This is a genomic window from Natronoarchaeum philippinense (genome assembly GCF_900215575.1).
GTDB lineage: Archaea > Halobacteriota > Halobacteria > Halobacteriales > Natronoarchaeaceae > Natronoarchaeum > Natronoarchaeum philippinense.
In genome coordinates, this window is sequence record NZ_OBEJ01000005.1 from 43,757 (window position 1) to 69,123 (window position 25,367).

General features: G+C 66.2%; 25 protein-coding genes, 2 tRNA genes and 1 pseudogene. 16 read left to right on the forward strand and 12 right to left on the reverse strand.

All coding sequences use genetic code 11. The features are described 5' to 3' along the window. The first annotated feature begins 80 nt into the window (after nucleotides 1-80). From CRO01_RS14275 to CRO01_RS14285, 3 genes are all read left to right on the forward strand, one after another. On the forward strand, nucleotides 81-956 hold the full coding sequence (locus CRO01_RS14275; RefSeq protein ID WP_097009845.1) for a homoserine kinase: 876 nt from the start codon (nucleotides 81-83) through the stop codon (nucleotides 954-956). A gap of 129 nt (nucleotides 957-1,085) precedes the next feature. Next, a complete protein-coding gene (locus tag CRO01_RS14280; RefSeq protein ID WP_097009846.1) occupies nucleotides 1,086-1,454 on the forward strand; it encodes a hypothetical protein in 369 nt (122 codons plus the stop codon). Nucleotides 1,455-1,515: 61 nt separating this feature from the next. Beyond that, nucleotides 1,516-1,821, forward strand: a complete 306-nt coding sequence (locus CRO01_RS14285; protein ID WP_097009847.1) for a lycopene cyclase domain-containing protein — start codon at nucleotides 1,516-1,518, stop codon at nucleotides 1,819-1,821. Between the two features lie 6 nt (nucleotides 1,822-1,827). Here CRO01_RS14285 and CRO01_RS14290 read toward each other — a convergent pair whose 3' ends face one another. Both CRO01_RS14290 and CRO01_RS16725 read right to left on the reverse strand, forming a co-directional pair. Then, nucleotides 1,828-2,091, reverse strand: a complete 264-nt coding sequence (locus CRO01_RS14290) for a HalOD1 output domain-containing protein (protein ID WP_097009848.1) — start codon at nucleotides 2,089-2,091, stop codon at nucleotides 1,828-1,830. A 106-nt stretch (nucleotides 2,092-2,197) separates the two neighbouring features. Further along, complete coding sequence (locus CRO01_RS16725) at nucleotides 2,198-2,347, reverse strand: hypothetical protein (protein WP_179747502.1); 150 nt, start codon at nucleotides 2,345-2,347, stop codon at nucleotides 2,198-2,200. A 302-nt stretch (nucleotides 2,348-2,649) separates the two neighbouring features. Between CRO01_RS16725 and CRO01_RS14295 the strand changes: the two genes are divergently transcribed. Then, nucleotides 2,650-3,147: a hypothetical protein gene (locus CRO01_RS14295; protein WP_097009849.1), complete on the forward strand. Its 498-nt coding sequence runs from the start codon at nucleotides 2,650-2,652 to the stop codon at nucleotides 3,145-3,147. A gap of 124 nt (nucleotides 3,148-3,271) precedes the next feature. On the opposite strand, the gene CRO01_RS14300 is transcribed toward CRO01_RS14295, so the two are convergent. Beyond that, a tRNA-Val gene (locus tag CRO01_RS14300) sits at nucleotides 3,272-3,346 on the reverse strand. Between the two features lie 164 nt (nucleotides 3,347-3,510). Here CRO01_RS14300 and trpD point away from each other — a divergent pair. Genes trpD through trpG form a run of 4 tightly spaced genes read left to right on the forward strand, consistent with a single transcriptional unit; the run spans nucleotide 3,511 to nucleotide 7,626 of the window. Then, a complete protein-coding gene (gene trpD / locus CRO01_RS14305) occupies nucleotides 3,511-4,509 on the forward strand; it encodes an anthranilate phosphoribosyltransferase (RefSeq protein WP_097009850.1) in 999 nt (332 codons plus the stop codon). Then, on the forward strand, nucleotides 4,506-5,243 hold the full coding sequence (locus tag CRO01_RS14310) for a phosphoribosylanthranilate isomerase (protein WP_097009851.1): 738 nt from the start codon (nucleotides 4,506-4,508) through the stop codon (nucleotides 5,241-5,243). Before trpD ends, CRO01_RS14310 begins: the two co-directional genes overlap by 4 nt. Further along, nucleotides 5,240-6,931 carry an anthranilate synthase component I gene (gene trpE, locus CRO01_RS14315; protein WP_097009852.1) on the forward strand — a complete coding sequence of 564 codons (1,692 nt, stop codon included), beginning with the start codon at nucleotides 5,240-5,242 and terminating at the stop codon, nucleotides 6,929-6,931. Before CRO01_RS14310 ends, trpE begins: the two co-directional genes overlap by 4 nt. Then, complete coding sequence (trpG, locus tag CRO01_RS14320) at nucleotides 6,928-7,626, forward strand: anthranilate synthase component II (protein WP_097009853.1); 699 nt, start codon at nucleotides 6,928-6,930, stop codon at nucleotides 7,624-7,626. The genes trpE and trpG overlap by 4 nt, the downstream gene beginning before the upstream one ends. Nucleotides 7,627-7,799: 173 nt before the next feature. On the opposite strand, the gene CRO01_RS14325 is transcribed toward trpG, so the two are convergent. Beyond that, nucleotides 7,800-8,018 carry a hypothetical protein gene (locus CRO01_RS14325; protein ID WP_097009854.1) on the reverse strand — a complete coding sequence of 73 codons (219 nt, stop codon included), beginning with the start codon at nucleotides 8,016-8,018 and terminating at the stop codon, nucleotides 7,800-7,802. Between the two features lie 412 nt (nucleotides 8,019-8,430). Here CRO01_RS14325 and CRO01_RS14330 point away from each other — a divergent pair, with 412 nt between their 5' ends. Both CRO01_RS14330 and CRO01_RS14335 read left to right on the forward strand, forming a co-directional pair. Next, nucleotides 8,431-11,556 carry an adenosylcobalamin-dependent ribonucleoside-diphosphate reductase gene (locus tag CRO01_RS14330; protein ID WP_097009855.1) on the forward strand — a complete coding sequence of 1,042 codons (3,126 nt, stop codon included), beginning with the start codon at nucleotides 8,431-8,433 and terminating at the stop codon, nucleotides 11,554-11,556. A gap of 88 nt (nucleotides 11,557-11,644) precedes the next feature. Then, complete coding sequence (locus CRO01_RS14335) at nucleotides 11,645-12,481, forward strand: hypothetical protein (protein WP_097009856.1); 837 nt, start codon at nucleotides 11,645-11,647, stop codon at nucleotides 12,479-12,481. Nucleotides 12,482-12,502: 21 nt separating this feature from the next. On the opposite strand, the gene CRO01_RS14340 is transcribed toward CRO01_RS14335, so the two are convergent. Beyond that, nucleotides 12,503-13,495, reverse strand: coding sequence for a ribonucleotide-diphosphate reductase subunit beta (locus tag CRO01_RS14340; RefSeq protein WP_097009857.1), 993 nt, complete (start codon nucleotides 13,493-13,495; stop codon nucleotides 12,503-12,505). Between the two features lie 27 nt (nucleotides 13,496-13,522). Next, nucleotides 13,523-16,105, reverse strand: coding sequence for a ribonucleoside-diphosphate reductase subunit alpha (locus CRO01_RS14345; RefSeq protein ID WP_097009858.1), 2,583 nt, complete (start codon nucleotides 16,103-16,105; stop codon nucleotides 13,523-13,525). A 343-nt stretch (nucleotides 16,106-16,448) separates the two neighbouring features. Here CRO01_RS14345 and CRO01_RS17040 point away from each other — a divergent pair, with 343 nt between their 5' ends. After that, complete coding sequence (locus CRO01_RS17040) at nucleotides 16,449-16,580, forward strand: HVO_2523 family zinc finger protein (RefSeq protein ID WP_259370019.1); 132 nt, start codon at nucleotides 16,449-16,451, stop codon at nucleotides 16,578-16,580. Here the strand turns inward: CRO01_RS17040 and CRO01_RS14350 are convergent. Then, nucleotides 16,577-17,239 (reverse strand): TVP38/TMEM64 family protein, encoded by a 663-nt coding sequence (locus tag CRO01_RS14350; protein WP_097009859.1) that lies wholly within the window; start codon nucleotides 17,237-17,239, stop codon nucleotides 16,577-16,579. The two genes, CRO01_RS17040 and CRO01_RS14350, sit on opposite strands and share 4 nt — an antisense overlap. Nucleotides 17,240-17,396: 157 nt before the next feature. On the opposite strand from CRO01_RS14350, the gene CRO01_RS14355 reads away from it, so the two are divergent. After that, nucleotides 17,397-17,753, forward strand: coding sequence for a DUF5830 family protein (locus tag CRO01_RS14355; RefSeq protein WP_097009860.1), 357 nt, complete (start codon nucleotides 17,397-17,399; stop codon nucleotides 17,751-17,753). On the opposite strand, the gene CRO01_RS14360 is transcribed toward CRO01_RS14355, so the two are convergent. Further along, the gene (locus CRO01_RS14360; RefSeq protein ID WP_097009861.1) at nucleotides 17,737-18,915 is read right to left on the reverse strand and encodes a DUF7115 domain-containing protein; all 1,179 of its coding nucleotides are present in this window, start codon (nucleotides 18,913-18,915) and stop codon (nucleotides 17,737-17,739) included. The two genes, CRO01_RS14355 and CRO01_RS14360, sit on opposite strands and share 17 nt — an antisense overlap. Nucleotides 18,916-19,044: 129 nt before the next feature. On the opposite strand from CRO01_RS14360, the gene CRO01_RS14365 reads away from it, so the two are divergent. The 4 genes and pseudogenes from CRO01_RS14365 to CRO01_RS14380 all read left to right on the forward strand — a co-directional run bounded on the left by CRO01_RS14365 (nucleotide 19,045) and on the right by CRO01_RS14380 (nucleotide 22,044). Next, nucleotides 19,045-19,196 (forward strand) — tRNA-Met (locus CRO01_RS14365). A 222-nt stretch (nucleotides 19,197-19,418) separates the two neighbouring features. After that, a complete protein-coding gene (locus CRO01_RS14370) occupies nucleotides 19,419-20,504 on the forward strand; it encodes a Gfo/Idh/MocA family protein (protein WP_097009862.1) in 1,086 nt (361 codons plus the stop codon). 195 nt (nucleotides 20,505-20,699) lie between these two features. Next, nucleotides 20,700-20,984 (forward strand): annotated as a pseudogene (locus tag CRO01_RS14375) (aldo/keto reductase); the annotation flags it as partial. A gap of 79 nt (nucleotides 20,985-21,063) precedes the next feature. Next, the gene (locus tag CRO01_RS14380) at nucleotides 21,064-22,044 is read left to right on the forward strand and encodes a hypothetical protein (protein WP_143824966.1); all 981 of its coding nucleotides are present in this window, start codon (nucleotides 21,064-21,066) and stop codon (nucleotides 22,042-22,044) included. 89 nt (nucleotides 22,045-22,133) lie between these two features. On the opposite strand, the gene CRO01_RS14385 is transcribed toward CRO01_RS14380, so the two are convergent. The 4 genes from CRO01_RS14385 to CRO01_RS14400 form a co-directional block, all read right to left on the reverse strand. Continuing rightward, the gene (locus CRO01_RS14385; protein WP_097009864.1) at nucleotides 22,134-22,490 is read right to left on the reverse strand and encodes a four-helix bundle copper-binding protein; all 357 of its coding nucleotides are present in this window, start codon (nucleotides 22,488-22,490) and stop codon (nucleotides 22,134-22,136) included. Nucleotides 22,491-22,582: 92 nt separating this feature from the next. After that, entirely contained in the window at nucleotides 22,583-23,740 is a 1,158-nt protein-coding gene (locus CRO01_RS14390; RefSeq protein ID WP_097009865.1) for an MFS transporter, read from the reverse strand. A gap of 88 nt (nucleotides 23,741-23,828) precedes the next feature. Continuing rightward, nucleotides 23,829-24,752 (reverse strand): DUF7260 family protein, encoded by a 924-nt coding sequence (locus CRO01_RS14395; RefSeq protein WP_097009866.1) that lies wholly within the window; start codon nucleotides 24,750-24,752, stop codon nucleotides 23,829-23,831. 84 nt (nucleotides 24,753-24,836) lie between these two features. Next, nucleotides 24,837-25,118: a HalOD1 output domain-containing protein gene (locus tag CRO01_RS14400; protein ID WP_097009867.1), complete on the reverse strand. Its 282-nt coding sequence runs from the start codon at nucleotides 25,116-25,118 to the stop codon at nucleotides 24,837-24,839. Nucleotides 25,119-25,367 lie beyond the last annotated feature (249 nt).

The following is a 25,367-nucleotide window of genomic DNA, read 5'->3' on the forward strand; positions in this document are numbered from 1 at the left end:
TTCGGTTGCGCTCGCAGCAGGATGGGTTTTTCCATCGCGGATCCGTGGGTTTTTAGCCGCGGTCCGGCTACGTGTCGGGTATGCTCACAGTGCGAGCCCCCGCGACGAGCGCGAACCTCGGTAGCGGGTTCGACGTGTTCGGGGCCGCACTCGAACGACCCGCCGACGTGGTCCGGGTCGAACGCGCCGAGGAGACCACGATCGAGATGACCGGCGCCGGCAGCGAGTTCATCCCCGAAGATCCCGAGAAAAACACCGCAGGCGCCGTCGCCGAGGCCCTCGATGCCCCCGCCCGAATCAAGATCGACAAGGGCGTCCGGCCGGCCTCCGGTCTTGGATCGTCGGCGGCCAGCGCCGCCGGCGCCGCGCTCGCGCTCAACGAACTGTACGACCGCGGGCTCTCCCGCTCGGAGCTCGTGCCGGTCGCTGCCGAGGGCGAGGCGCTCGTCTCCGGCGAGGCCCACGAGGACAACGTCGCGCCTGCCCTGCTCGGCGGCTTTACCATCGCGGCCGACGAGGGCGTCACCCGCGTCGACGCCTCGATCCCGCTGGTCGTCTGCCTCCCCGATATCGTCGTCTCGACGCGAGATGCCCGCCGCGTCGTCCCCGATACCGCGGCCGTCGAGGACGTGGTCGACACGGTCGGCCGGGCTGCCAGACTCACGACTGGGATGCACCGTAACGATCCCGAAATGGTCGGCAGCGGCATGGAAGATCGGATCGTCACGCCCGCCCGCGCGGAGCTGATCGACGGCTACGACGAGGTCCGCGAAGCCGCCCTTGCGGCCGGTGCGACCGGCGTCACCGTCAGCGGCGCCGGGCCCGGCGTGATCGCGGCCTGCTACGAATCCGACCGCCGCGAGATCGCCGGCGCGATGCTCGACGCGTTCGACGACGCCGGCGTCGAGAGCCGCGCCTACCAGACTCGAATCGGCGACGGCGCGACGATCCACTGATCACCGACTGCGTGTTGCGCTCCTGTGTTTGCCGTCCCTCTCGTTTATCACGGTGAGCGGTATACCGTACCACGACATGAGCGGTTGGCGAGCAGGGCCTCCAGTAATCGACTGCGACGGGGCGTTCCGATGACGACACGGGGAGACGCCTCGCTGGCGCTGGTCGCGTTGCTCGCCTTCGGCATCGCGCTCGTCGAACAGGGCGTCGCCCCTGATCCGGGCGCTCTGGCGGTCGGTGCGCTCGGCACGGTGTTGTTCGAGGCCGTTGCCGGCCGCTTCTACGAACGCGTTCGCCGGCACTGGGAACGCCGCGGCGTTCAGGTGCTCGCGCTGGGGCTGGCAGTCGGGGTTGCCGTCGCGGTCGCGCTGCTCGGCGTCCGTACGCTGACAAGCGCTGCGCTCGGCGCGCTCGGCGCGTATCTCTGCCTGCTGGCGCTGGTCGCGGGCGGCGTCGTGGCGCCGCCACGCGAGTGGTTCGGTAGTGATGACGACCGATGAGAACCTGCTCAGCAGTGGCTCTCAGGATAGCTTCAAGCATCGGGCGCCCTAACTGACGTTCGTGCGACCCGATATCTCCGTGTTCGGCCGATACACGTACCTCCTGACGGAGGTCGTCTGGGGAACCGTCGCGCTGGGACTGCTCGCGCGGGCGGGAGCGCTCCGTCGCGCCGCCGCGACCGTCCTCGCGCTGTACCCCATCGCGTACGTCTGGGACTGGTACACGCTCGAAGTCGGCGTGTTCGACATCAAGCTCCGGACCGGTCGGGAGCTATTTGGTATCCCGGTCGAGGAGCACCTGTTCATGATCGTGGTGCCCTCGCTGGTCGTCGGCATCCACGAGACGCTTCACGATCGCTGGTCCTGATCTCGATCACTGGGGCTCGACGATCACCGATTTCGAGCCCCGAACACGAACGCGGTACGTCCCGATCTCGAACTCCAGCACGAGATGCCGGTCGCTGTCCCGACAGAGTCGCTCGAGCGCGTCCACGTCGACGGCCTCGTACAGCGTCAGGTCCAGTTCGGTCGGTTCGACGGACTCGGCGTCCGCGATCGCTTCGATCACAGCGGTGCTAACGGACGGGTTCTCGATCTCGCGTTCGACGCCGATCTCCCGCCGAGCATTCGTCGCCATAGTTGAGTCGTCAGGATACGTTATTAAATATATTTGTCAGACAAACCTCAACGATCGACTACGTGGCGTCAGACATACATCAGAAAATACTCACGTATTTTGCCGGTCACTCCAGCGGGATGACGGTGCCGTCCTCGTCGATCAGCGCCGGTTGTCGTTCGTGTCGGGCGCGTTTGGCAAGCAGATACGCACCGACCGAACACGCCGCGACGCCGGATGCAAAACCATGTAGCCACGTGCTTGTGTCCTCGTCCATGCTCATCGTTCACCCGGTGGATACGCATACTATATTAATCTATCTCCCACGAATACGCGTAGCTGTCTGCTGCTTGCGATTGCAAGCCCGCTACACCGATCGCGCGCTGTGAGTGTCCCGTGGGTCGGGTTGATCACCTCGGCCGCTGAATCGGTAACCGATTTGGCTGCCAAATCGACCGCAGAAGTGCGTAAGACGACTGCAAAGCAGCGCATCGGTTTGGTTGCGTCTCGCGCAGCCGTAGCTACTGATACTGCAGCAACGCATGCAACGTATTTACCCCACCTCGCGGACATCCAACTGTGCGCCGACGCACATACCTCTCCACGCTTGCGAGCGGAACCGCCCTGACCCTCGCCGGTTGTCTCGGCAGTGACGATACGGACGACTCGGACGATCCCGACGACTCCGACGGCAACGAGACGGATGCCGACGGGGAAAACACCGACGGACAGAACAACGAATCCGACGGCGATGTTGACGATGGTCCCCAGCAACTCGACGAGCCGCTCGACGTCTTAGTTGAAAACGACTACGACGAGGCCTACACCGTCGAAGTTGTAATCACTGACGACTCGGGTGCAACCGTCTTCGAAGACGAGGTCGACCTCGAGAACGACGCCTCACAGCGGTTCGAGGATGTCGTCTCCGAACCCGGCACGTACACCGTCGAGGCGACGAAGGCGGGCGACATCTCTCGGTCGTCCAACTGGGAGGTCGACGCCGATTCCCAAGACGTGTACGTTCACATCGCCGAAAACGGCGAGTACACGGTCGAGGAACGCGACGTCGACGCGTAGCGGTCGCCGTCTACCTATTCACCGCTATTTATCAGCTCGACGCCGTCAGACCGAGAATACTGCCATAGAAGCTCGGCATACTACGGCGGACGCTGTTCGGAAGTAATCGACGTGAAAATCGGAGTGGGTTTGGGCAGATTTGAACTGCCGGCCTCCTCCATGTCAAGGAGGTGTCATAACCAGACTAGACCACAAACCCGGTCTGGCGCTGTCTTGCTGCACTCACGGATACTCCGGGGATACAATTGAAGGTTTCGGATTCGCCCGCCGTACGTGGGTTCGCCGCACGCGGTCTGACGACAGGCTTAAGTCATTGTACGAATTTGTACATTGCAAGACGAAACCGTTCACTGGTGTCTACTCATGAAGGACTACATCGAGCGCGTCACGGAAGGTGAGGATCTAACTCAAGATGAAGCGCGTGCGGCCGCGAGCGCGGTGTTCGAGGGCGCAACCGAGGCCCAGATCGGTGCGCTGCTGTCGGCGCTGCGGGCGAAGGGCGAAACCGAGACCGAGATCGCCGGCTTCGCCGAGGGGATGCGCGACGCCGCGCGGACGATCGATCCCGACCGGCAACCGCTGGTCGACACCTGCGGCACCGGCGGCGACGACTACAACACGATCAACGTCTCGACGACGAGCGCGATCGTCGCCAGCGGCGCCGGCGTACCCGTCGCCAAGCACGGCAACTACTCGGTGTCATCGAACTCCGGCAGCGCGGACGTGCTCGAAGAAGTCGGCGTCAATGTCGAGGCCGAACCGCCCGCTGTCGAGGAAGCCATCGAGGACGACGGCATCGGCTTCATGCTCGCGCCCGTGTTCCACCCCGCGATGAAGGCCGTGATCGGCCCGCGCAAGGAACTCGGCATGCGGACGATCTTCAACGTGCTCGGCCCGCTGACCAACCCCGCGGGCGCCGACGCCCAGATCGTCGGCGTGTACGACCCCGACCTCGTGCCTGTGCTCGCCGAGGCGCTCGCTCGGATGGGCGTCGAGAGCGCGCTCGTGGTCCACGGCTCCGGAATGGACGAGATCGCGGTCCACGACCAGACGCTCGTCGCCGAAGTCCAGAACGGCGACGTCGAGGAGTACGTGCTGACGCCCGCCGATCTCGGGCTCTCGGTCCACGACATCGAGGCCGTCGCCGGCGGCACGCCCGCCGAGAACGCCGAGGACATGCGCGGCATCGTCGAGGGGGAGATCGACGGCGCCAAGCGCGAGATCATTCTGGCCAACGCCGGCGCCGCCATCTACATCGCGGGCGAGGCGGCGTCGCTGGAAGCCGGCGTCGAGGCCGCTCGCGAGGCGATCGACTCGGGCGCCGCGGCCGAGAAGTTGGCCGACCTCCGCGGGGATGTATGAGCCCCGATAGCCGCCCGACGCGTGTGAAAATCTGCGGTTCGACCCACGAGCACGACGTTTCGGCGGCCGTCGACGCCGGCGCCGACGCGGTCGGCGTGATCGCGGACGTGCCGGTCGATACACCCCGCGAGGTCGACGCCGAGCGCGCTCGGGAACTGCTCGCTGCGGTCCCGCCGCTCGTCACCGGCGTGCTCGTGACGATGTCCGAGACGCCCGACGATGCGATCGACCTCGTAGACACCGTCGAACCCGACGCCGTCCAGCTCCACGGCGATCTCTCGCCCGAGGCGGCCGCGACGGTTGCCGACACCGTCTCGGCGTCGACGATCAAGGCGGTCGACGCCGACGAGCCGGAGCGCTGTCTCGCCTACGACGACGCTGTAGACGCCTTACTTGTCGACTCGGTCGACGCCGAGGGCGGCGGCGGCACCGGCGATACCCACGACTGGGAGCGCACGCGCGAGGCCGTCACCGACGCCGAGTCGCCCGTGATCCTCGCCGGCGGGCTGACGCCGGAGAACGTCGCAGAGGCCGTCGAAACCGTCTCACCGTTTGGTGTCGACGTGGCCAGCGGAGTTGAGCGCGAACGTAGTGAGAGCGATGCACGTCAGGGAGTGGAACGGACTGACGAAGTTGAGCGTAGCGAGCGCAACGCTGACGGCCGCAAGGACGCCGACGCGGTGGCCCGCTTCGTGGCGAACGCGACCGGCCGACCGGAGGTGCTCGCCCGATGAGCGCCGACCTGACGCCCGGACGAGAGAAGTTCGGCCAGCACGTCGCGGACGCGACCCGCGGCGACGACGGAACTGACGCGGCCGTCGTCAGAACGACGGTCGATCTCGACATCGAGACGACGCCGCTATCGGCCTACGCCGCGCTGACAGGGCGGACGACCGACTGCCCGCCTGCCGAGTACGCCTTTCTGCTGGAGAGCGCCGGCAAGACGGCGTCCAGCGATCCCGACGGCGCGTTCCGTCCGACGGCGGCCTCGGCCGACCGCCACGCCCGGTTTTCGTTCGTCGGCTACGACCCCGCCGCCGTCGTGACGGTCGACCCCGACGAGACTGATGTCGAGGTGCTCGGCGACGACCGATACGACGACCTGATCGATCCCACCGACGGCGACGCCACCGAAACGCTGCGCTCGGCGCTCCCGGACGCCGAACTCGCGGGCTTCGAGAACGGCGACCGGCGCCAGCTCGACGGCGGCCTCGTCGGCTTTCTGTCCTACGACGCCGTCTACGACCTCTGGCTCGACGAGGTCGGTGTCGATCACCCCGACTCGCGGTTCCCCGACGCCCAGTTCGTGCTCAACACGAAGACGCTCGTGTTCGACGAGGTCGCCGAGACGCTCTCGCTGGTGTTCACGCCGGTCGTCCGCCCCGACGACGATGTCGATGCGATCTACGACGACCTCGTCACCGAGGCCGAGCGCGTCGCAGAGGTGCTCGACGCCGCTGCCGATCCCGAATGTGGCCCGTTCGTGCGCGACCGGGAGGACGCCGGACCGCAAGCGGAGTACGAGGACGCCGTCCGCGCGGCCAAAGAGCACGTGCTCGACGGCGACATCTATCAGGCCGTCGTCTCCCGCAAGCGCGAGCTGTACGGGGATGTCGACCCGCTGGGATTCTACCGAGCGCTCCGAGACGTCAACCCCTCGCCGTACATGTATCTGCTCGGCTACGACGACCTGACCGTCGTCGGCGCCAGCCCCGAGACGCTCGTCTCGGTCGAGGACGAGACGGTCACTGCAAACCCCATCGCGGGCACCTGCTCGCGCGGGGCGAGTCCCGTCGAGGACCGCCGACTCGCCGGCGAGATGCTCGCCGACGGCAAGGAACGGGCCGAGCACACGATGCTCGTCGATCTGGCGCGCAACGACGTGCGCCGGGTCAGCGAATCCGGCTCCGTTCGGGTCGACGAGTTCATGAACGTGCTCAAATACTCGCACGTCCAGCACATCGAGAGCACCGTCACCGGTCGTCTCTCGCCCGACGCCGACGCCTTCGACGCGACGCGGGCGTCGTTCCCCGCGGGGACGCTCTCGGGCGCGCCCAAGATCCGCGCGATGGAGATCATCGACGACCTCGAACGCGAGGCACGCGGCCTCTACGGCGGCGGCGTGGGCTACTTCTCGTGGACCGGCGACGCCGACGTTGCGATCGTCATCCGAACCGCGACGATCGAGCACGGCGCCGACGAGGACCGGATCACAGTGCAGGCCGGTGCCGGACTGGTCGCAGACAGCGATCCGACCGCCGAGTACGAGGAGACCGAGCAGAAGATGGACGGCGTGCTGACCGCGCTCGATCGGATCGAGCGCGACCCGGACGCCGATGGTGAGGCGACGCCGAAGGATGCCGACGACGGAGCGGCGCCGAAGAACGCCGATGCGACGACCGAACCGGAGGTGAGTCGATGAGCGACGCCGGAGGGCAGACGACCGACGACGATGTCGCCGTCGCCGCGGCGTCCGACGGGCTGCGGGTGCTGTTCGTCGACAACTTCGACTCGTTCACGTACAACCTCGTCGAGTATGTCGAGGAGGCGTTGCTTGCCTCCTCTGACCACGCAAACTCTGATGATTCTGAAGACGTGCGCGGGCACACCGAAACCAAGGTCGTCCGCAACACCGCGAGCATCGATGAGATTCGCGCGTTCGATCCCGACGCCGTTATCATCAGCCCCGGACCGGGTCACCCCAAGAACGACCGTGACGTCGGCGTCACGATGGACGTGCTGCGCGATCTCAGTCCCGACGTACCGACGCTCGGCGTCTGTCTGGGTCTCGAAGCCGCCGTCTACGCTTACGGCGGGACGGTCGGACGCGCGCCCGATCCGATCCACGGGAAGGCGTCGTCGATCGACCACGACGAAACGGGCGTGTTCGCGGGGCTCGACCAAGGACTTCGCGGCGGCCGCTATCACTCGCTGGTCGCCACCGAAGTGCCCGAGTGTTTCGAGGTGACCGCGACGGCTGAGCATGGTGACGAGGAGCTCGTGATGGGGATTCGCCACCGCGAGCACCCGATCGAGTGCGTCCAGTTCCACCCCGAGAGCGTACTCACTTCGGCGGGCCACGACATCATCGAGAACTTCCTGTCGACGGTGCAGTAGCTGATCGGCCAACTGGCGAACAGGCGGCGATTACGAGTCTACCGCGGCGTGCCACACACCCGCCTCGACCGCGGCAGGACAACTTGTCAGAACATAGGCCCGCTGGTCGCCGCATCGGTGATAAACGTGTTCCGGCGTCGCGCGGCACAACCGACTTTGTCGTCTTGTAGCGCTCAGAGCACGCCGGCACCCGCCATGCTGGCCACGAACAGCACGGCCGCGGCAGTGCCGGCGAGCAGTAGGAGTTTCCAAGCCAAGTTGAGTAACAATCGCGCGGCGAACACGACGACGATAGCGACCGCGATCACGCCGAGCAACTGCGCGGCGGGATCTGAGGGAAGCGATTGGGCGACGACCGGTCCTGTGCCGAGCACGCCGACGAGACTGTTCATGCGCCGAATATGTCGTCGCCCGCTCATAACTGTTCCCCCGGTCTGACTCGGGGATCTCGCAGACTGGTTCGCTCCGGTAACTGTCGAGTGTGCAGACGCCGATTGACGGTCGGCGTCCCGCCGTCGCTCCGATTTTACTTTCACTGCGGATCGACTAGGCTTAATAACCCGGGACGCTTCCGGTTCGACAAGGCCGGACCCCCACAGTCAGGGGCTTGCCGAACGTACGCACACACGACACCGAGATCCGTCTATGCAACTGAAGTTGTAGTTGTGCAAGCTTGGGCGATTCAGGGTGTTTTATGAGGTTCCATCCAGTAGGCAATGTCCGTCCACAACTACCCCGAACCATGACGCACACAACCCACAAAACCGCACGAGAGTATCGTGACGCGCCCGAGGTGGGCGCCGCATGAGCGACGCCGAACTGACCGCCGACGAGCTGACCCTGCCGATCAAGCGCACCGACGGCGACACGCTGGAAGAACGGCTGACCGGGAACGCCTACGAGAACATCCTGCCGGCCCGGTACCTTCGTAAGGACGCCGACGGCGAACTGATCGAATCCCAAGAGGATCTCTTCGAGCGCGTCGGAAAGAACATCGCGCTCGCGGAAGCCGTCTACGAGGCGCGCAATCAGGACACCGAGATCACGGTCACGCCCGACCAGCTCAAGCCCGACCATCCCCGCCGCGACGAACTCGCCGCGGAGGTCTTCGGCAAGGGCACTACCGCGGACGACGACGCCGAGGCGACGCTCTCTATCTACAACGTCAACAAGTTCGCCTACGACACCGTCGTCCCCGAACTCCCCGACGACATTCAAACGCACGTCGAGAACATCTCCGAGGAGTTCCAGGGCATGATGGAGAATCTCGACTTCATGCCGAACTCGCCGACCCTTATGAACGCCGGCGACGAACTCCAGCAACTGTCTGCGTGTTTCGTCGACTCGCCCGAAGACGACATCGACGACATCCACCAGACCGCAAAGGAGGCCGCACAGGTCTTCCAGAGCGGCGGCGGCATGGGCTATGCCTTCTGGCGACTGCGCCCCTACGGCGACGCCGTCGGCTCGACCGGCGGCATCGCGTCGGGGCCGATCACGTTCATGCGCACGTACGACCAGATGTGCGAGACGATCGCACAGGGTGGCGCCCGGCGCGGCGCCCAGATGGGCGTCATGCGCGTCTCTCACCCCGATGTCATCCAGTTCATCCACGCGAAGAACAAGGACGTCTCGCTGGCCGAGACGCTGCGCCTGAACGACCCCGACGACTTCACGCACAACTCCTTCGAGGACGCCTTAGAGGAGGCCCGCGAACTCATCGACGACGAGGGCAAGGTTCCCAAGCACCTTCGTAACGCCGTCGAGGGCCACCTCTCGAACTTCAACATCTCCGTCGGCGTCACCGACGCCTTCATGGAGGCGCTGAAAGCCGGCGAGGAGTTCACGTTCACCAACCCCCGCACCGGCGAGCCCCACATCGCCACCCCCGAGACCAAGGAACTGTACGACATGTTCGGGCTCGGCGAGCACGTCGAGGTCGGCGAGGAACTGTCGATTCCGGCCCAAGAACTCTGGGACGACATCGTCGAGGGCGCCCACGAGAACGGCGAACCCGGCGTGATCTACCTCGAACGCGTCAACAAGGAACACTCCTTCGACGTCGAGGAACACCCCGACCACCGGATCCTCGCCACGAACCCTTGCGGCGAGCAGCCCCTCGAAGAGTACGAGGCCTGTAACCTCGGGCACATCAACCTCTCGACGCTCGCAGATCAGCAGGCGCCCGACTGGCGCGTCTGGTCGGCCGAGCACGCCGACGAGTACGACAGCATCGAGGCCGCCGTCGACGCGTTCTTGGAGGAGGCCGTCGACTTCGAGGAGTTCGACCGCCGGATCGAGATGGGCACCCGATTCCTCGAAAACGTCGTTACGATGTCTGACTTCCCGGTCGAGAAGATCGAGCAGAAGGTCCGGGAGATGCGCAAGATCGGCCTCGGCGTCATGGGTCTGGCTCAGCTGTACATCCAGCTCGGCGTCGAGTACGGTAGCGACGAGGGCAACGAGATCGCTCGGCAGGTCATGCGCCACATCAACCACGGCTCGAAGTGGGCCTCCCACGAACTCGCCGAGGAACGCGGCTCCTTCGACGAGTGGGACAACTCGAAGTACGCGAACCCCACCGAGTACCGCGAGTGGTTCGAGCGCCAGACCGGTCTCGACGCCGACGAGTGGGAAGACGGCTTCGCCGTGCGCAACCACAACACGACGACGATCGCCCCCACCGGGACGACCTCGATGGTCGGCAACACCACGGGCGGTTGCGAACCCATCTACAACGTCGCCTACTACAAGAACGTCTCCGACGACGTGCAGGGCGACGAGATGCTCGTCGAGTTCGACGACTACTTCCTCCGCGTTCTGGAGGAGAACGACCTCGACGTCGAGGCGGTCAAGCAAGAGGCCCAAGAGCAGATGGCCAACAACGCCTTCGACGGCGTCGCCGGCCTCTCGACGGTCCCGGACGCGGTCGGCGAGCTGTTCGTCACCACCGGCGACCTCTCGGCCAAACAGCACGCCGGCGTGCAGGTCGCCTGTCAGGAAGGCGTCGACTCGGCGATCTCGAAGACCGTCAACGCGCCCAACGACTCGACGGTCGCGGACGCCCAAGACGTGTTCGAGTACATCTACGACCACGGCGGCAAGGGCGTCACCTACTACCGCGACGGCACCCGCAGCAAGCAGGTGCTGACCACGCGCGCGAAGAACACCGACTTCGCCGACGAGTCCGAGGCCGCAGAAGCGCTGATCGAACAGATTCAGGACGTGTTCGGCGGCATCGAGGGCTTCCTCGAGAACGAGGACGTGCAGGCCGCACTCGACCGACAGGTCGAGGAACTGGTCGATCTCGCCGACGGCGACACCGATCTCGCCGAGCAGTACGCGAAAAAGCGCGCGCGTCCCGACGTGCTCCACGGCGTCACCCAGCGCATCGACACGGGCTACGGCAAGCTCTACGTCAACATCAACGAGGACGAGGACGGCCGGCCGTTCGAGCTCTTTGCCAACATCGGCAACTCCGGCGGCTTCACCGCCTCCTTCACCGAGGCGCTGGCCAAGACGATCTCGACGGCGCTGCGCTCGGGCGTCGACCCCGAGGAGATCGCCGACGAACTGCAGGGCATCCGGTCGCCGAAGGTCGCCTGGGACAAGGGCGAGCAGATCCAGTCGATCCCCGACGCCGTCGGCACCGCGATGCGCCGGTATCTCGACGGCGAGATCGAGAAGGCCTATCCTCAGCAACAGAGCCTCACCGAACTCGAAGACGAGGCAGAAGCGCGTGACGCCGCTGCCGAGACCGAACCCGACGGCGGCGTCGCGGCCGCCGAGGGCGACGCCGAGCAGACCTCGGCGTCCCAAGATCTGATCGACGCCGGCGAGAGCCCCGAGTGTCCCGACTGTGGCTCGCTCTCGCTGTACTACTCCGAAGGCTGCAAGACCTGCGAGTCTTGTGGCTGGTCGGAGTGCTGAATCCGGTCGAATCGCTAACAGGACGGCGTCAGACGACCGTCTGACGTGCCAGTGCGCTTTTTAATTGGGTCGCTCTATGCGACCGTAGATGCCGTCGCTCCGTATCGACGTTTCCGAGTCGGTGCTCCGAAAGCTCGACACCGAACGCGATCTACTTGGCTTCGAGTCCCGCGAGGCGTATCTGCGCTGGATTCTCGACCACCGGACGAGTATCGACACCGGATCGGACCGCGACCGGACGCTCTCGGCGTACGCCGACCGCGTCGAAGAGCTAGAGGCGAAACTCGATGCGGATGCCGACACTCGGGAGCCGACCTCCGATGCGTCGGACGGCGATGCGTCCGGCCGCGATCAGGACGCCGACGATGCGCGCGCCACCGCGGCCGACGATGCAGAGGCCGTCGAGCACAATCTCGCGCCGGGCGAGGCGCGTATCACCGACGACTCGGTGAACGAGTTGGCGACCGAACTCGCCGGCGTCGAGGGCGAGCGCCTCGATGCCTTCGCCCGCGAGGCGGTGGTCGAGATGGGGTCCCAACTGCAGGGCAGCCCCGAGAGCGGGTTGACCTACCGCTCGGACGCCACCCTTCCCAGCGCCGACAGCGACCGGCCGGGCGAGGAGATCACCGACCTCGACGAGCTGGCGGTGCCGGGCCACGACGCCGCGCTCGTCGAGCGACGCCGGAGCGCAGTGGGGGCGGCGCTGGCGCTGTTGCGCGAGCGCGAGCAAGCCCGGCGCTCGGATTTCGTCGACGCGCTGTACGACGAGCGGCCGGCGGGCTACGAGACGGCCGATTCGTGGTGGGGCTGTGTCAAGCGCGGCCTCCGACAGGTCGACCGCGTGCGTCCCGCCGGTGAGCATCGGCGCGTCTGGGAGTTCCACACGACGCCGGGGCGGGTGACGCGGCTTCCGAGCCGGGAGTGAGCCCCGCGAGATCGGTGTGAGCTACCAGTCGAGCGAGCCGCCCGATTGGTACTCCGTGACTTGGCTCTCGAAGAAGTTCTTCTCCTTGTTGAGATCGACCTGTTCGCTCATCCAGTCGAAGGGGTTCGCGGTGCCGTACTCGTCGGGCATCTCCAACTGTGCGAGCCGGCGGTCGGCGACGTACTCGACGTACTCGGCGAACTGTTCGGGACCCATCCCGAGGATTTCGTCGGGGCAGGCGGCCTCGGCGTAGGCCTGTTCGAGGTCGACCGCCGTCGTGATCTGCTCGCGCAGTTCGGCCTCGAACTCGTCGGTCCAGACATCGGGCTGTTCGGCGCGGATCTGCTCGATCAGGTCGACGCCGAAGCCGACGTGGAGCGACTCGTCGCGCATGATGTACTCGAACTGCTCGCCGACGCCGACCATCTTGTTCTGGCGCTTGAGCCCGAGCATCATGGCGAAGCCGGCGTAGAAGAAGATCCCCTCCATGATGACGTAAAAGCCGACGAGGTCCCGGAGGAGCGCGCGAACGTCCTCGGTCGTCTCAATCGAGAAGTCGTCCCGGTCGATCGCCTGCGTGAGATCGACGACGAAGTCGTCTTTGCGTTCGATGGCGGGGATGCGGTCGTACATGCCGTACATGTACTCGGGGTCGAACCCCAGCGAGTCACAGCAGTAGATGAACGTGTCCGTGTGGATCGCCTCCTCGTAGGCCTGCCGGAGCAGGTACTGGCGACACTCCGGCGCCGTGACGTACTCGTACAGCGCCAGCACGATGTTGTTCGCGGTCAGCGACTCGGCCGTCGAAAAGAAGCCGAGGTTCCACTCGACGAGCCGGCGCTCGGCGTCGGTGAGTTCGTCGCCGTTCCACTGGGAAACGTCGTCTTGCATCGGCACCTCGGCGGGCACCCAGTTGTTGGCGACGCCGGCCTCGTAGTACTCGCGGGCCCAGTCGTAGTCGATCGGCAGTATCTTGTTCGGGTCGTGTTCGGCGTCGTGGTTGAGAATCGGCATGGTTGGAGAGTGTTGGGTTCGATTTGATCACTGGCAGGCGTCGCAGGTCGGGTCCTCGACGGCACAGAGTTCGTCGTCGCTCGATGCCGTTGTGGAATCGCCGCCGGACGCCGCGGCCGCATCGCCGTCGGACGGCGGCGCCGAGCCGCCGTCGGCTCTCGACGACGAATCGGCATCGCCGTCAGTGCTGTCCGACGCCGGGCGCGCCGTCGCGTCGGCATCACTGCCCGTCCCGCCGTCGCGGTGCTGTGTCTTGCCGTACTCGTCCATGTCCAGCGTCGACTTCTCGATCTGGGAGGCGCCCAGCGTCCGAAGGTAGTACGTCGTCTTCAGACCCAGTCGCCACGCCGTCCGGTAGATGTCGTCGAGCATCGAGCCGTCGGTCGAGGGGAAAAAGACGTTGTGGGACACCGACTGGTCGATCCACGTCTGGCGGTGGGCGGTGAGCCGGAGCTGGTGGCGCGGGTCGATCTCGAACGCGCCGCGGTACAGTTCCTTGAGCTCGTCGGGAACGCGGTCGATCTCTTGGATCGAGCCGTCGTGGTACTTGAGCTGGTCGACCAGCTCGTCGTCCCAGAGGTCGCGGGCCTGCAGGTCCTCGACGAGCTGATCGTTGATCACGGTGAAGTCCCCGCTCATGTTGGACTTGACGTAGAGGTTCGAGTACACCGGCTCGATCGACGGCGTCGTCCCGTTGATCGTCGAGATCGTCGCCGTCGGCGCGATCGCCATCGTGTTGGAGTTGCGCATCCCGTGGGTCTCGACGTGCTCGCGGACGGCGTCCCAGTCCAGCGTCTCCTCGCGCTCTGTGGGCACTCGCTGGCTCCGCTCGCGTTCGAGCAGGTCGACGGTGTCCTGTGGCAGAATGCCCCGGTCCCACTTCGAGCCCTCGTAGGACTCGTAGGTGCCCCGTTCGGCCGCGAGCTTCGAGGAGTTCAGGATGGTGTGATACGAGACGAACTCCTGCCAGCGGTTGGCGTACTCGACGGCGTCCTCGCCGCCCATCGGGACGCCGAGTTGCATGAGTGCGTCGTGAAAGCCCATCGTCCCGAGTCCGACGGGTCGATGACGCATGTTCGACGCTTCGGCCTCGTCGGTCGGGTAGAAACAGAGGTCGACGACGTTGTCGAGCATGCGCGTCGCCGTCTCGATCGTCTCGGCGAGGCGATCGCGGTCGAGTTCGGCGTCGCCGCGCTCGCCGGGGCTGTCGTCTCCATTCCCCTCCTCGACGTGCGTGGCGAGGTTCACGCTCCCGAGGTTACAGACCGCGTGCTCGTCGGCGCTCGTGTTGAGCGTGATCTCGGTACAGAGGTTCGACGAGTGGACGACGCCGGCGTGGTCTTGCGGGCTGCCGATGTTGCAGGGATCCTTGAACGTGATCCACGGGTGGCCCGTCTCGAACAGCCGGGTCAGCATCGTCCGCCACAGCTCGGCGGCGTCGACGCGCTCGTACTGCCGGAGTTCGCCGTTGTCGGCCTGCTCTTCGTACTTGCGGTAGATATCGGCGAAGTCCTCGCCGTAGGTCTCGTGGAGCTCGGGCACTTCGTCGGGCGAAAACAGCGTCCACTCCTCGTCGGCCTCGACGCGCTCCATGAACAGGTCGGGCACCCACGCGGCCGTGTTCATGTCGGGCGTCCGCCGGCGCTCGTCGCCGGTGTTGCGCTTGAGATCGAGGAACGACTCGAAGTCCAGATGCCAGCACTCCAGATAGCCACAGGCCGCGCCGCGGCGCTTGCCCGAGCGGTTGATCGCCGCGGTCACGTCGTTGCTGATCCGGAGGAACGGCACCGTCCCGGTCGACTCGACGCCCGTCGATTCGATGAGCGCGCCGTCGGCCCGGAGGTTCGTCCAGTCGTTGCCCAGCCCGCCGCTCCACTTCGAGAGGACGGCGTGGTGCTTGTACGCCTCGAAGATCCCCTCCAGATCGTCCTCGATGGTCGTCAGGTAACACGAAGATAGCTGCGGATGGGTCGTCCCGCTGTGGAACAGCGTCGGCGAGGACGGCGTGAACTCCAGTTTCGAGAGGACTTCGTAGAACTCCACGGCGCGGGCCTGCGGGTCGTCTTCCTCCAGCGCCAGTCCCATCGCAACCCGCATCCAGAACACCTGTGGCAGTTCGAGGCGCTCGCCGTCGGCGGTCTTGAGGAAGTACCGCTGATACAGCGTATCGAGCGCCATGTACTCGAACAACTCGTCTCGGTCCGGTTCCAGCGCCGCGGCGAGTCCCTCGATGTCGAAGCGCTCGGCCATCCGCTCGTCGAGCAGGTCGGCCTCGATGCCGCGGTCGATCAGTTCGCCCAGCGAGTCGCGGTAGGCCGAATCGAGGGCGTCCCCGGAAAGGTCCTCACCGAGAATCTCCTCGCAGTAGCGCGCTCGGAACACCGCGGCGGCGACGCGCTTGTATTCGGGCTCGCGTTCGATCCGGGCGGTCAGCACCTGCAGGACGCCCTCGTAGATCTCCTCGCGGGGCGCGCCCGCGTAGAGGTTGCGCTCGGCCGTCGAGACGATGTCCTCGACGGTCTCGTCGGGCAGCACGTCCTCGAAGTCGTCGCTCGCCCGTTCGACGATCGAACGGATCTCGTCGGTCGTAGATGTCGCGTGTTGGCTCATAGCTGTCGTACGGTCGAATGTGCGACGCTCGGGTGCCGTCCATCAGATCGACAGCGTCGCCACTATCGACGGGCCGGGCCAGTGCGGTCGCGGTCGTCACGCCGCTTCGTCAGCGACGGTCGTCGCCTCGGCGGCGGCGTCGCAGTCTGCCGGCCAGCGTCGCCACTGTGGACACTGACTGCATCCCCGAGCGTCGCGTTCGACTCTATCGGTTGTGCTGTCGGGATCGACATAAAGGTTTCTACTACAATTTCAGTAGATCAACTCAGATTGTATTACGGCGTCGTCGCACTGCTCGTCCTCGCCGAGAAGACACAAGGCGCTCGGCACCATTTCGGTGGGTATGGCCGAGGACGGCGCCGCGGGCGGTCGCCCCTGCCCGATCTGTGAGGAGCCGCTGTACAAGCGCCACTGCAAGTACGTCTGCCCGCAACACGGCGTCATCATGGACTGCGCGGATACGTTCTGGAACTAGATGTCTGCGCCCCGACCTCGGAAGCGCTCGTAGGCCGGCCCGGCGAGCAACAGCGCGGCCGCGGCGGTCGTGGCGACTGCCAGCGGCGTTCCGACGCCGCCGAGCCCTCGCGCGGTGATCGTCGACAGCGAACTGCCGACGACGACGGCCGCGACGGTCCACGGAATCTCGCCCACGAGCACGCCGAGCGCGAACGTCCGAAACCGCATCGCGGATAGCCCCGCCGCACAGCTCACGGCGTCGGCCGGGATCGGCGCCAACCGCGCCGCGACGACGCCGCGCAGATCGCCGACCGAGCCGAAGTAGCCGCCGCCCATCTCGGCGAGCCGCGCGATCGCCCCCGCGTCGCTTCCCTCGCCCATCCAGCGCGCGACGAAAAAGGGCGGCGCCGACGTGAGGACTGCCCCGGCGAGCCCAACCGGGACGCCCGCGGCGATGCCGAGACCGTAGCCCACGACGACCGCCACCAGCGTCGGCGGCCACAGCGCGAGCGGGCGAACGAGATACAGCGCCGCGACGACGGCGACGAACGTCGCTGGGTCCTGCGCTGCGGCGTCGACGGCGTCGACCGCGGCTGCCGGCGAGGCGGTCAGCGCGACGGCGACGACGACGGCGAGCAGGCCGACGCCCGCCAGCGATCGCCGCGTTCCCGGTTGCATCACTCCCGAGATGTCGGGCGCCCCTTGAACCTCTTTTGGTGGCGCGCAACGGGACGGCAGTCTGCTTCCCCGGCGCTGGCGGACGCCGCTTGCGCCGCGGCGTCGCCGCGCCGCGCAACGCTTAATCCGCTCGGCCGTGCAGTGACTGCCAGAAGGCATGGACGGCGACCCCGTCGAGGTGGCACTCGAACTGCTCCGCGCGCTCGAACACGAGGAGCTGAGCGTCGCCGACGCGGTCGACCGCATCGAGACGGTGACGACCCATCCGGCGACGACCCGCGAGATCCTCGACACCGCCGAAAAGCGCGGCATCATCGAGCGCGAGGACGGCATCATCCGACCGCAGGGGCGCACGTACGTCAGCTTCGAGAGCCAAGTCGTCCAAAAAGAGGGAGAGTTCGAGTGCCGGCGCTGTGGCGCCGGGCTGTCGACCGGTCACTTCATCCGCTTCGACGCGGGTGATCTCGGTCCCTTCGGCTCCTCGTGCATCCGCAAAGTCACCGGCCGCGACTGAGTTCTTCGACCAGTTGCTCGATGACGCGGCGCTGCTCGTCGAGGCGCTCGTTTTGCTGCTCGACCACAGCTCGCAGCTCCGCGACTTCGGCCGCGAGGTCGTCGTGATCGCTCGCTGGCTCGTCCGACTCGGCGGGCTCGAACCCGGCGTCCTCGAAGTCGAACGACGATTCCTCGGACTCCGAACTCTCCCCGCGTTCCTCGCTGGCGTCCGCTTGCGCCGTCTCGGCTGCCTTCGATTGCTGGCTCGTCGACGCCTCGGTCGCCGCTGCTGACTGCTGGGTGGCGTCCGCGGACCCCGTGTTCGAGGCCGTTTGCGCGTCCGCTTGGTCGACCGCTTCGTTCCGTGCCGTCGCGCTCGCCCCCCCGACGGCGTCGCGGTCCGTGCTCGACGCCGCGGCGTCGGCCGCCTCGTCCGTCAGGTCCTCGTCGTCGGGCGCCGGCGGGTTGGCTTCGAGCGGGTCGACGCCCTCGCCGAAGTCGACGTTCGAGGTCGCGTCGGCGTCCTCGTCGAGCGTCTCGTCGGGTGCGACGGCCGCCCGCAGCTCGTCCATCGAGTTCACGTCGTAGTAGCCGTACAGCGCTTGGGTCAACCGCTCGCGCACTTCGCGGGCGTGTTCCTTGGGCGCCTTGATACGCTGCTGGCGGCCGTCGACTTCCAGCACGATCTGGGTGGCGACGCTGCCCTCCTCGAAGGTGAGATCGGTCACGTCGTCGTAGTGGAACTCCTCGTAGTCCTCGTCCCAGACGACTTCGCCGATGTGCTTGACCAGTCGCTCGCTGGTGATGACCAGCGTCAGCTCGCTGAAGCGGTAGGTCTTGACGACCGTTTCGCCGGGGTCGGTGACGCCGCCGGCGTTCATGATCCCCGCCAGCACCGGGTGGAGCGCCCGCTCGGCGCTGTTCGAGGGCAGGGTGAACTCCTTGGTCCCGTCGAGTGGGTACTCCAGGCTAAAGCGCGTCTTGCGGCGTCCCTCCTTGACGGTCAGTCGCTCGGCCTCGTGAGGGTACTCCTCGACCGTCTCGTCGCTCAACAGCCCTTCGGCCCGGTAGATCAGCGTTCGCGTCGGCGTGATGTACAGCACGTCCTCGCCACCGAGTGCCACTTCCGCGGCGACCGTCTCGCCGTCGAGTGTCGATTCGACTACACCGGGTACGCTCATGCACCATTCTTTTTCCCCCATAGCTTAAAACCGCGGGCCGTTCGACACGGGTTCGTTCGGGCGAGACTCACACGCTCGCCCGCCGGAGATGAGAAGCTTAAAGGTAATCACCGGACAACTCCGAGTCGAGCCCGGGTGGCTTAGCTGGACATAGCGCCGCACTCATAGGGTTCTGAGCTTCGGTGCGGCTCGCCTTGGAAGCCTCTCATGTCCGTACGAGGACTGCCGAGCCTCGAACCTGGGACATGCGGAGATCGAGGGTTCGGAGCCCTCCCCGGGCACTTTCTCACACACGTCGCGAACCTCGTGTGAGCGACAGCTCCGTGAGAAAGTGCTCGGAACGCTCCGAACCCGCAGGCTCTCGTGAGTGAGCGATGCGAACGAACGAGAGTACGGGAGAGCTGTGCTCTCCCGGAAGTTCGCGAGCCCTCCCAAGCTCACCTCACCATCGCTCTCTGCCTCGCACCTAGGTATTTCAGTATCACCGCCCAGAGTACGATCCGATGACAGAACAGGACGCGGTCCGGCTCGGCGTCGTCGGGCTCGGATTTATGGGACAGACGCACGCGACAAACGCCGAGGAGCTCGGCCACGAGGTCGTCGCCGGAACCGACCTCGACCCCGACGCCCGCGAGGCGTTCGCAGCGACGTACGACGCGGCGACCTACGAGGACGTCGACGAGATGTACGACGCCGAGGCGTTAGACGCCGTCGCCGTCTCGACGCCGAACGCCTACCACGAGTCGGCGGCCGTCGGCGCGCTCGAACGCGACATCGACGTGCTCTGCGAGAAGCCGCTGGCCGATACGCTCGACAGCGCCGAGCGGATCGCCGCCGCCGCAGACGACTCGGACGGGTTTTGCGCCGTCAACTTCCACAATCGGTTCTCGCCCGCCGCGGAGATGTTCACCGGCTACCAGTCCGAAGGACGCTTCGGCAAGATCAGCCACGTTCGGGCGAACTACGTCCGCAGCCGTGGCATCCCCGGCGTCGGCTCGTGGTTCACCGACGAGTCCGTCTCCGGCGGGGGCGCCGTCGTCGACATCGGCGTCCACGCCATCGACTTCGCGCTGTATCTCATGGGCTATCCCCGCGTCGAGGAGGTGTTCGCGGTCACGCGGAGCCAGTTCGGCGACCGCGAGGACTACGTCGATCCCGGTGACTGGTACGACGAGACCGAGGACGCCGTCTTCGACGTCGAGGACTCCGCGACGGCGACGATCCGCTGTGCCGACGACCGGACGATCTCGCTGGAGGTCGCGTGGGCCGCAAACGAGCCCGAGTCACAGGAAGTCGTCGCCCGCGGCACCGACGCCGGTGCGCGGCTCGAACTCGGCGGCGACGAGCTGACCGTCTTCGACGCGGGCCGTGCGGGCACCGACCATCTCCGCGAGTCGACGATGTCCGGCGCGTCGCTGGACCACGCCGGCTGGGAGGGGTCGGCAAAGCAGTTCCTCGACGCCGTCGGCGGCGAGGCGCCGCCGCTGAACACCGTCGACGAGGCCCTGACCGTCCAGCGCGTGATCGACGCCATCTACCGATCGGCCGACTCGGGCTCTTGTGTCTCGGTCGCTCCCGACCGAGCGTAGGCCGATTTCCGGCAGACGGACGTTTTTGCACCCGGTCGTGCAACCATCGGTATGGAGTACACCACGCTGGGATCGACCGGGATGGATGTCAGCCGGATCTGTCTGGGCTGTATGAGCTTCGGATCGAGCGACTGGCGCGAGTAGGTCCTCGACGAGGACGAAAGCCGCGAGATAATCGAGCGCGCGATCGATCTGGGCGAGAACGAGGAGTATCTCTACGAGCATCCCTACCGCGAGGGTGGCGGCCCCGAAATCAACGAGCGCGTCGCCGAACTCGCCGCCGAGAAAGGCGTCACGATGGCCCAGATCGCGCTGGCGTGGCTGCTCCACAAGGACTGGGTCGACGCGCCGATCGTCGGCACCACGAGCGTCGAGCACCTCGAAGACGCCGTCGAAGCGCTCTCGATCTCGCTGTCCGAGGGCGATATGGCGTATCTCGAAGAGCCCTACGAGCCGGTGCGCGTGTCGGGTCACGAGTAGCGACCGGGCTGTCCCGCCTACGCATTACAGGCGTACGGCCGACACCACTCCTTTCACTGCTGGCGTCGTACAGGCGTGAGTGAGCGACTCCAGATCCCCTCCCGGAACCGAGGGTGTGATGTACTGGCTGCTCCTGTCGGGGAACCGACTTCTGTTGGCTGCGGGCGTCGTCGCGGTGATCACGGCGGCGACGCTGGCGATCCTGTGGACGTTCGGCGTCGCGGCCGTCTTACCTCGGAGTCCGATGAACTTCGTGTACAGCTCGCTGCTTACGGGCAACCTGACACTGCTGACGGTCGTGCTTTCGATCAACCAACTCGTCCTATCGCGGGAGCTGGGCGATCCGGGGACGCTCAGACAGCGCGTCGATGCGACGCTCAATTTCCGGTCGGAGGTCGAGGAGACCACTGCGGCGAGCGTGACGCCCAAATCGCCCGGGGCGTTCCTCCGGCACCTCCACGAGAGCGTCGCCGACGAGGTCGACGCCGTCGAGGAGATGCTGCACGATGTTGACGACGCCGACGCCGACCGACGGCTCAGTTCCGTGACCGACTCTCTGCGGCGCGACATCCGGCGAGTCAATCGGACGCTCGACGACGAGGCCGACTCCATCTTCGCCGTCATCGGCGCGACGCTGTCGACGACCCACGCGGAGCAATTAAACGACATCGAACGGGTGCGGGCGGGTTGTGACGACTCGCTGCCCGATACGTTGCCGGTGCGCTTGGAGCGTATCAGGGACGCGCTGCTCCAGATCGATGTCGCCCGCAACTACTTCCGGACGATCTACGTCCAGAAGGAACTTGCCTACCTCTCTCGGGTGCTCCTGTACGTCGGTGTCCCCGCGATAGCGGCCAGCGGGCTCTCCCTGCTGGTGTACAACGCCGGCTATGTCACTCCCGCCTCGGCGTCGCTGTACGCCGCGCTCGTCGCCGTTACGGTTCCTCTGGGATTCGCGCCGCTGGCGATCCTTTTTGCCTTCGTCCTTCGGCTCTCGTGGATCGCACAGCGGACGTCTGCGATCCCACCGTTCTCCGCGGACACCGACTACCGCCCCTGAGTTCGAGAGCACTTATCGTCGGCGCAGTTGCAAAAAAGTGACCGCCGCACGTTCTGATCGCTCCGTCTCGACGCGGTTTCGGATCCGGTTTACGACGCCATTTCTCGGCAGCTCTCGGCGCACTCCCGGACCACGTCGGCACAGACCTGACAGTGGTGGTGGTCGTGGCGCTCGCACTCCTCGGCGCATTCTTCACAGACCTCGGCGCACACGTCTGCGAGATGCTGGCTGTAACCGGACTCGCGGGCCATAAAGCGAGCGTGCATGCTGGCGATGTCGGCTACGTCTCGACAGAGCCGGATGCACCGCGCCATGTCCTCGTCCTCGTCGAGGCACTCGTCTGCGCACCACTCGCAGGTCTCTGCGGCCTCGAAGCAGTTCTCTAAGCAGTCCCGTTCGGCGTCGTTCAGGTGGTCGATTTCGGATGAGATTTCTGCTAGTGACATCGCATGCTAGGCCGCCACGGGAGCCCTTTTGACCGTTTTCGTTATCGAGATTGACTTTTCGGACGGCCGCTCATGCTCTCGTTGCCAGCCCCTCACGTTCCCTCCGGATGCCCCGCGACGGCCCACGTCGCCGCCGTCACCACGAGCAGTCCGACGGTCAGCGCGACCGTGAGATACATCGCCGTCTGGACGCCCGCCCGTTCGGCGAGCCACCCGACGATCGGCGGCGCCAGCGCGATGCCGAGATACGTTCCGCCGGTCGTCAGCGCGTTGATCGGACCGCTGTACTCGGGTTCGGCGTCGACGCCGTAGGACAGCACCGTCGGGAAGAGCCCCGAGACACAGAGGCCGGCGACGAACACTGCGGCGAACAGCGCCGGTCCGGAGATGCCCGCGAACGCGACCGCGAGCGTCGGGATCGACAGCACGGTCAACGCGAGCGCGAGGGGGAGATATCGGGTCCGGTCGATCAGCCACGTGTTCGCCATCCGGCCGGGGATGTACGCGAGCAGGTACACCGACAGCAGGGCGTTGGCCAGATCGCGCGCGATCAGCGTCGACGCGTAGTACGGAAGCCACGTGAACACGATCCCCTCGATCGCGCCGATCAGCGTCATCGCCGAGGTCGCCCCGAAGATCGACGGCCGGCCGAGCAGCCGCCGGAGCTCGGACAGCGAGAGCGTCCGTTCGTTGCTCGCGCTCTCGGGCAGGTCGAGTCGCCACAGCACGGCGACCAGCGGCAGGAACCACAGCCCCAGCAGGGCGTAGGTCACGCGCCAGTCGGCGACAGCGAGCACAGCCGTGACAGCAAGCGGCCCGGCGACGGCGCCGATCGCCCACGCCAGCGCGTAGAGGCTGAACACCCGCCCGCGGCGGGCCGGAAAGAGGTGGCTCAGGATCGGTCGGTCGCCGCCCCGAAACGCCCCGGCGGCGGCGCCTTGCCCCACCAGCGCGATCAGAAACAGGACGTAGATCGGCGCGACGCTCATCGCAAACAGCGCCAGCCCCGTCGCCAGCGCGCCGGCAAGTAGCGTCCACCGAAGGTCGATCCGGCCGGTGACGAAGCCGACGCCGAGGATCGCCACGACGAAGCCGATCGTCCCCGCCGGCGCCACGAGTCCGAGCAGGGCTTCAGAGACCCCGAACGACGACTGGAAGCTTCGGAGCAACGGCCCCCGCGTCTGCGTGGCGACGGCGTCGCCGACGACGAACAGGAAGATCGTGAGCGTCCACGTCCGACGAGAGTCCATCCGCTCCGATGGTCACGGTCCGCAAGTAAATGTGATTGGATGCCGGAACCGGGCCACGGGGCGGCGTCGATGCGTCCGGTCCCGCGACCTACACCCGCCGGGTCAGGGCGTCGGCGACTCGCCTTTTCGTCGTCCGGATGCGATCGAGCAAGAGCGTGCCGTCGGCCAGCGCGGGATAGGTTACGGGCAGCGGCTCGTAGAGATACGCACAGAGGCTGTGCCCGTCGTCGCGCCAATCGGCGCCGCCGGCGCTGTGCTGGATCTGATCCTGTCGCCGAGCCACCACCTCTCGGCACTCGGCTTCGAGGTCGTCGAGGTCCTCCCACGCCTCGGTCAGTTCCGGGAACGACTGCTGGAGGCACTGCCGGTCTTCGAGCCCTTCGAGTCGGTGCTCGATTGCTCCGAGATCGTTGCTCGCCGCAGCCACCGAGTCGCTTTCTTCCGATAGCGTCTGCAGGAACGCCGTTCGATCGTCGATCGCCGCGTCGGTCTTCTGGAGCAACGCGCGTTTCACCGGCGGCGTCAGCGCTGTGCCGCCGACGACGGCCGCTGCCACGTCGTCGCCGAACTCCGCGCTCATATGCTCGGCGAGTGGTTCGCCGTAGTCGTCGTCGTAGTGATCGACCGCCATGACGGTCTCCTCGTAGGCTTGTTTCACGGCCCGGAGGTCGGAGTGCGTCTCGGCGACGTTGGCCCGGGCCAGCGTTGCCCCGCCGTTGCCCGTCGCAGCCGGCGTTTGTGCGCCGACCGACAGCTTCTGAACGCGCCGTTGGAACCGTTCGAGCGCCGAGCGCTCTTCGGTGACGCGTGATCGCTCCTCCTCGCCCGCCTCCCGCGCGGAGTGCAGAAACGTCAGCGCGGCCAGTGCGAGGCACGTCACCGTCGCCGTCGCCACCAGCACCGCCTGTGAGGACAGCGCGTCGACGGCCGCACAGCCGACATCAGAGCACCCCCGCTGGAACTCCGGCTCCCCGAGCCGGTAGACGCCAGCGCTCGCCTGTGTAGAGCCCATGCTAACTGATATCACGGTATCCGGGAACATAACCGTTGTGTCAGTACCGACGGCTCGAACGGAGAGAATAGTCCGTAATAGCCGCTATGACTCGTCTTCGCAGTCGACCAGTTCGATGCGTCCGTCGCCGTGAATCGTCGCCAAAAAGTCGTGATACTCGACAGTCATCGTCACGTCGCGTTCCCGTACTAGCGAGTCGAGCGCCTCGGCGTCGACCACCTCGTACAGCGGTCGGAGGTCCGTCGGCTCGACGCCGCGCGCATTGGCGACCGCTCGGACGAGCGCGGTCGACGGCGGCGTCGTCTCGTCCCACTCCCGTTTGATTCGCTGCTGTCTGTCGTGTCCGCCGTGTGTCGTGCCAGTCATGACTCAGTTAGTCGCTGTTTCGGGCGTCGCGGTGATGGCCCAGCGTGTCTGCGCGACGACCTTGTGCCGGCGACAGTGCCCCCGCACGGCCGGCTGGTACACACTATTCGCGGGATTGTGGATAGACCACTATAGTAGTGCTCAAACTGTTTTGACGTTGTCTCGGTGTGGTATCTGGCGGTACTACGCTGGCGCGTCATGACGGATATATTGTATGCATCTCTAACCGCGCATATTGAGCGTTCTCGC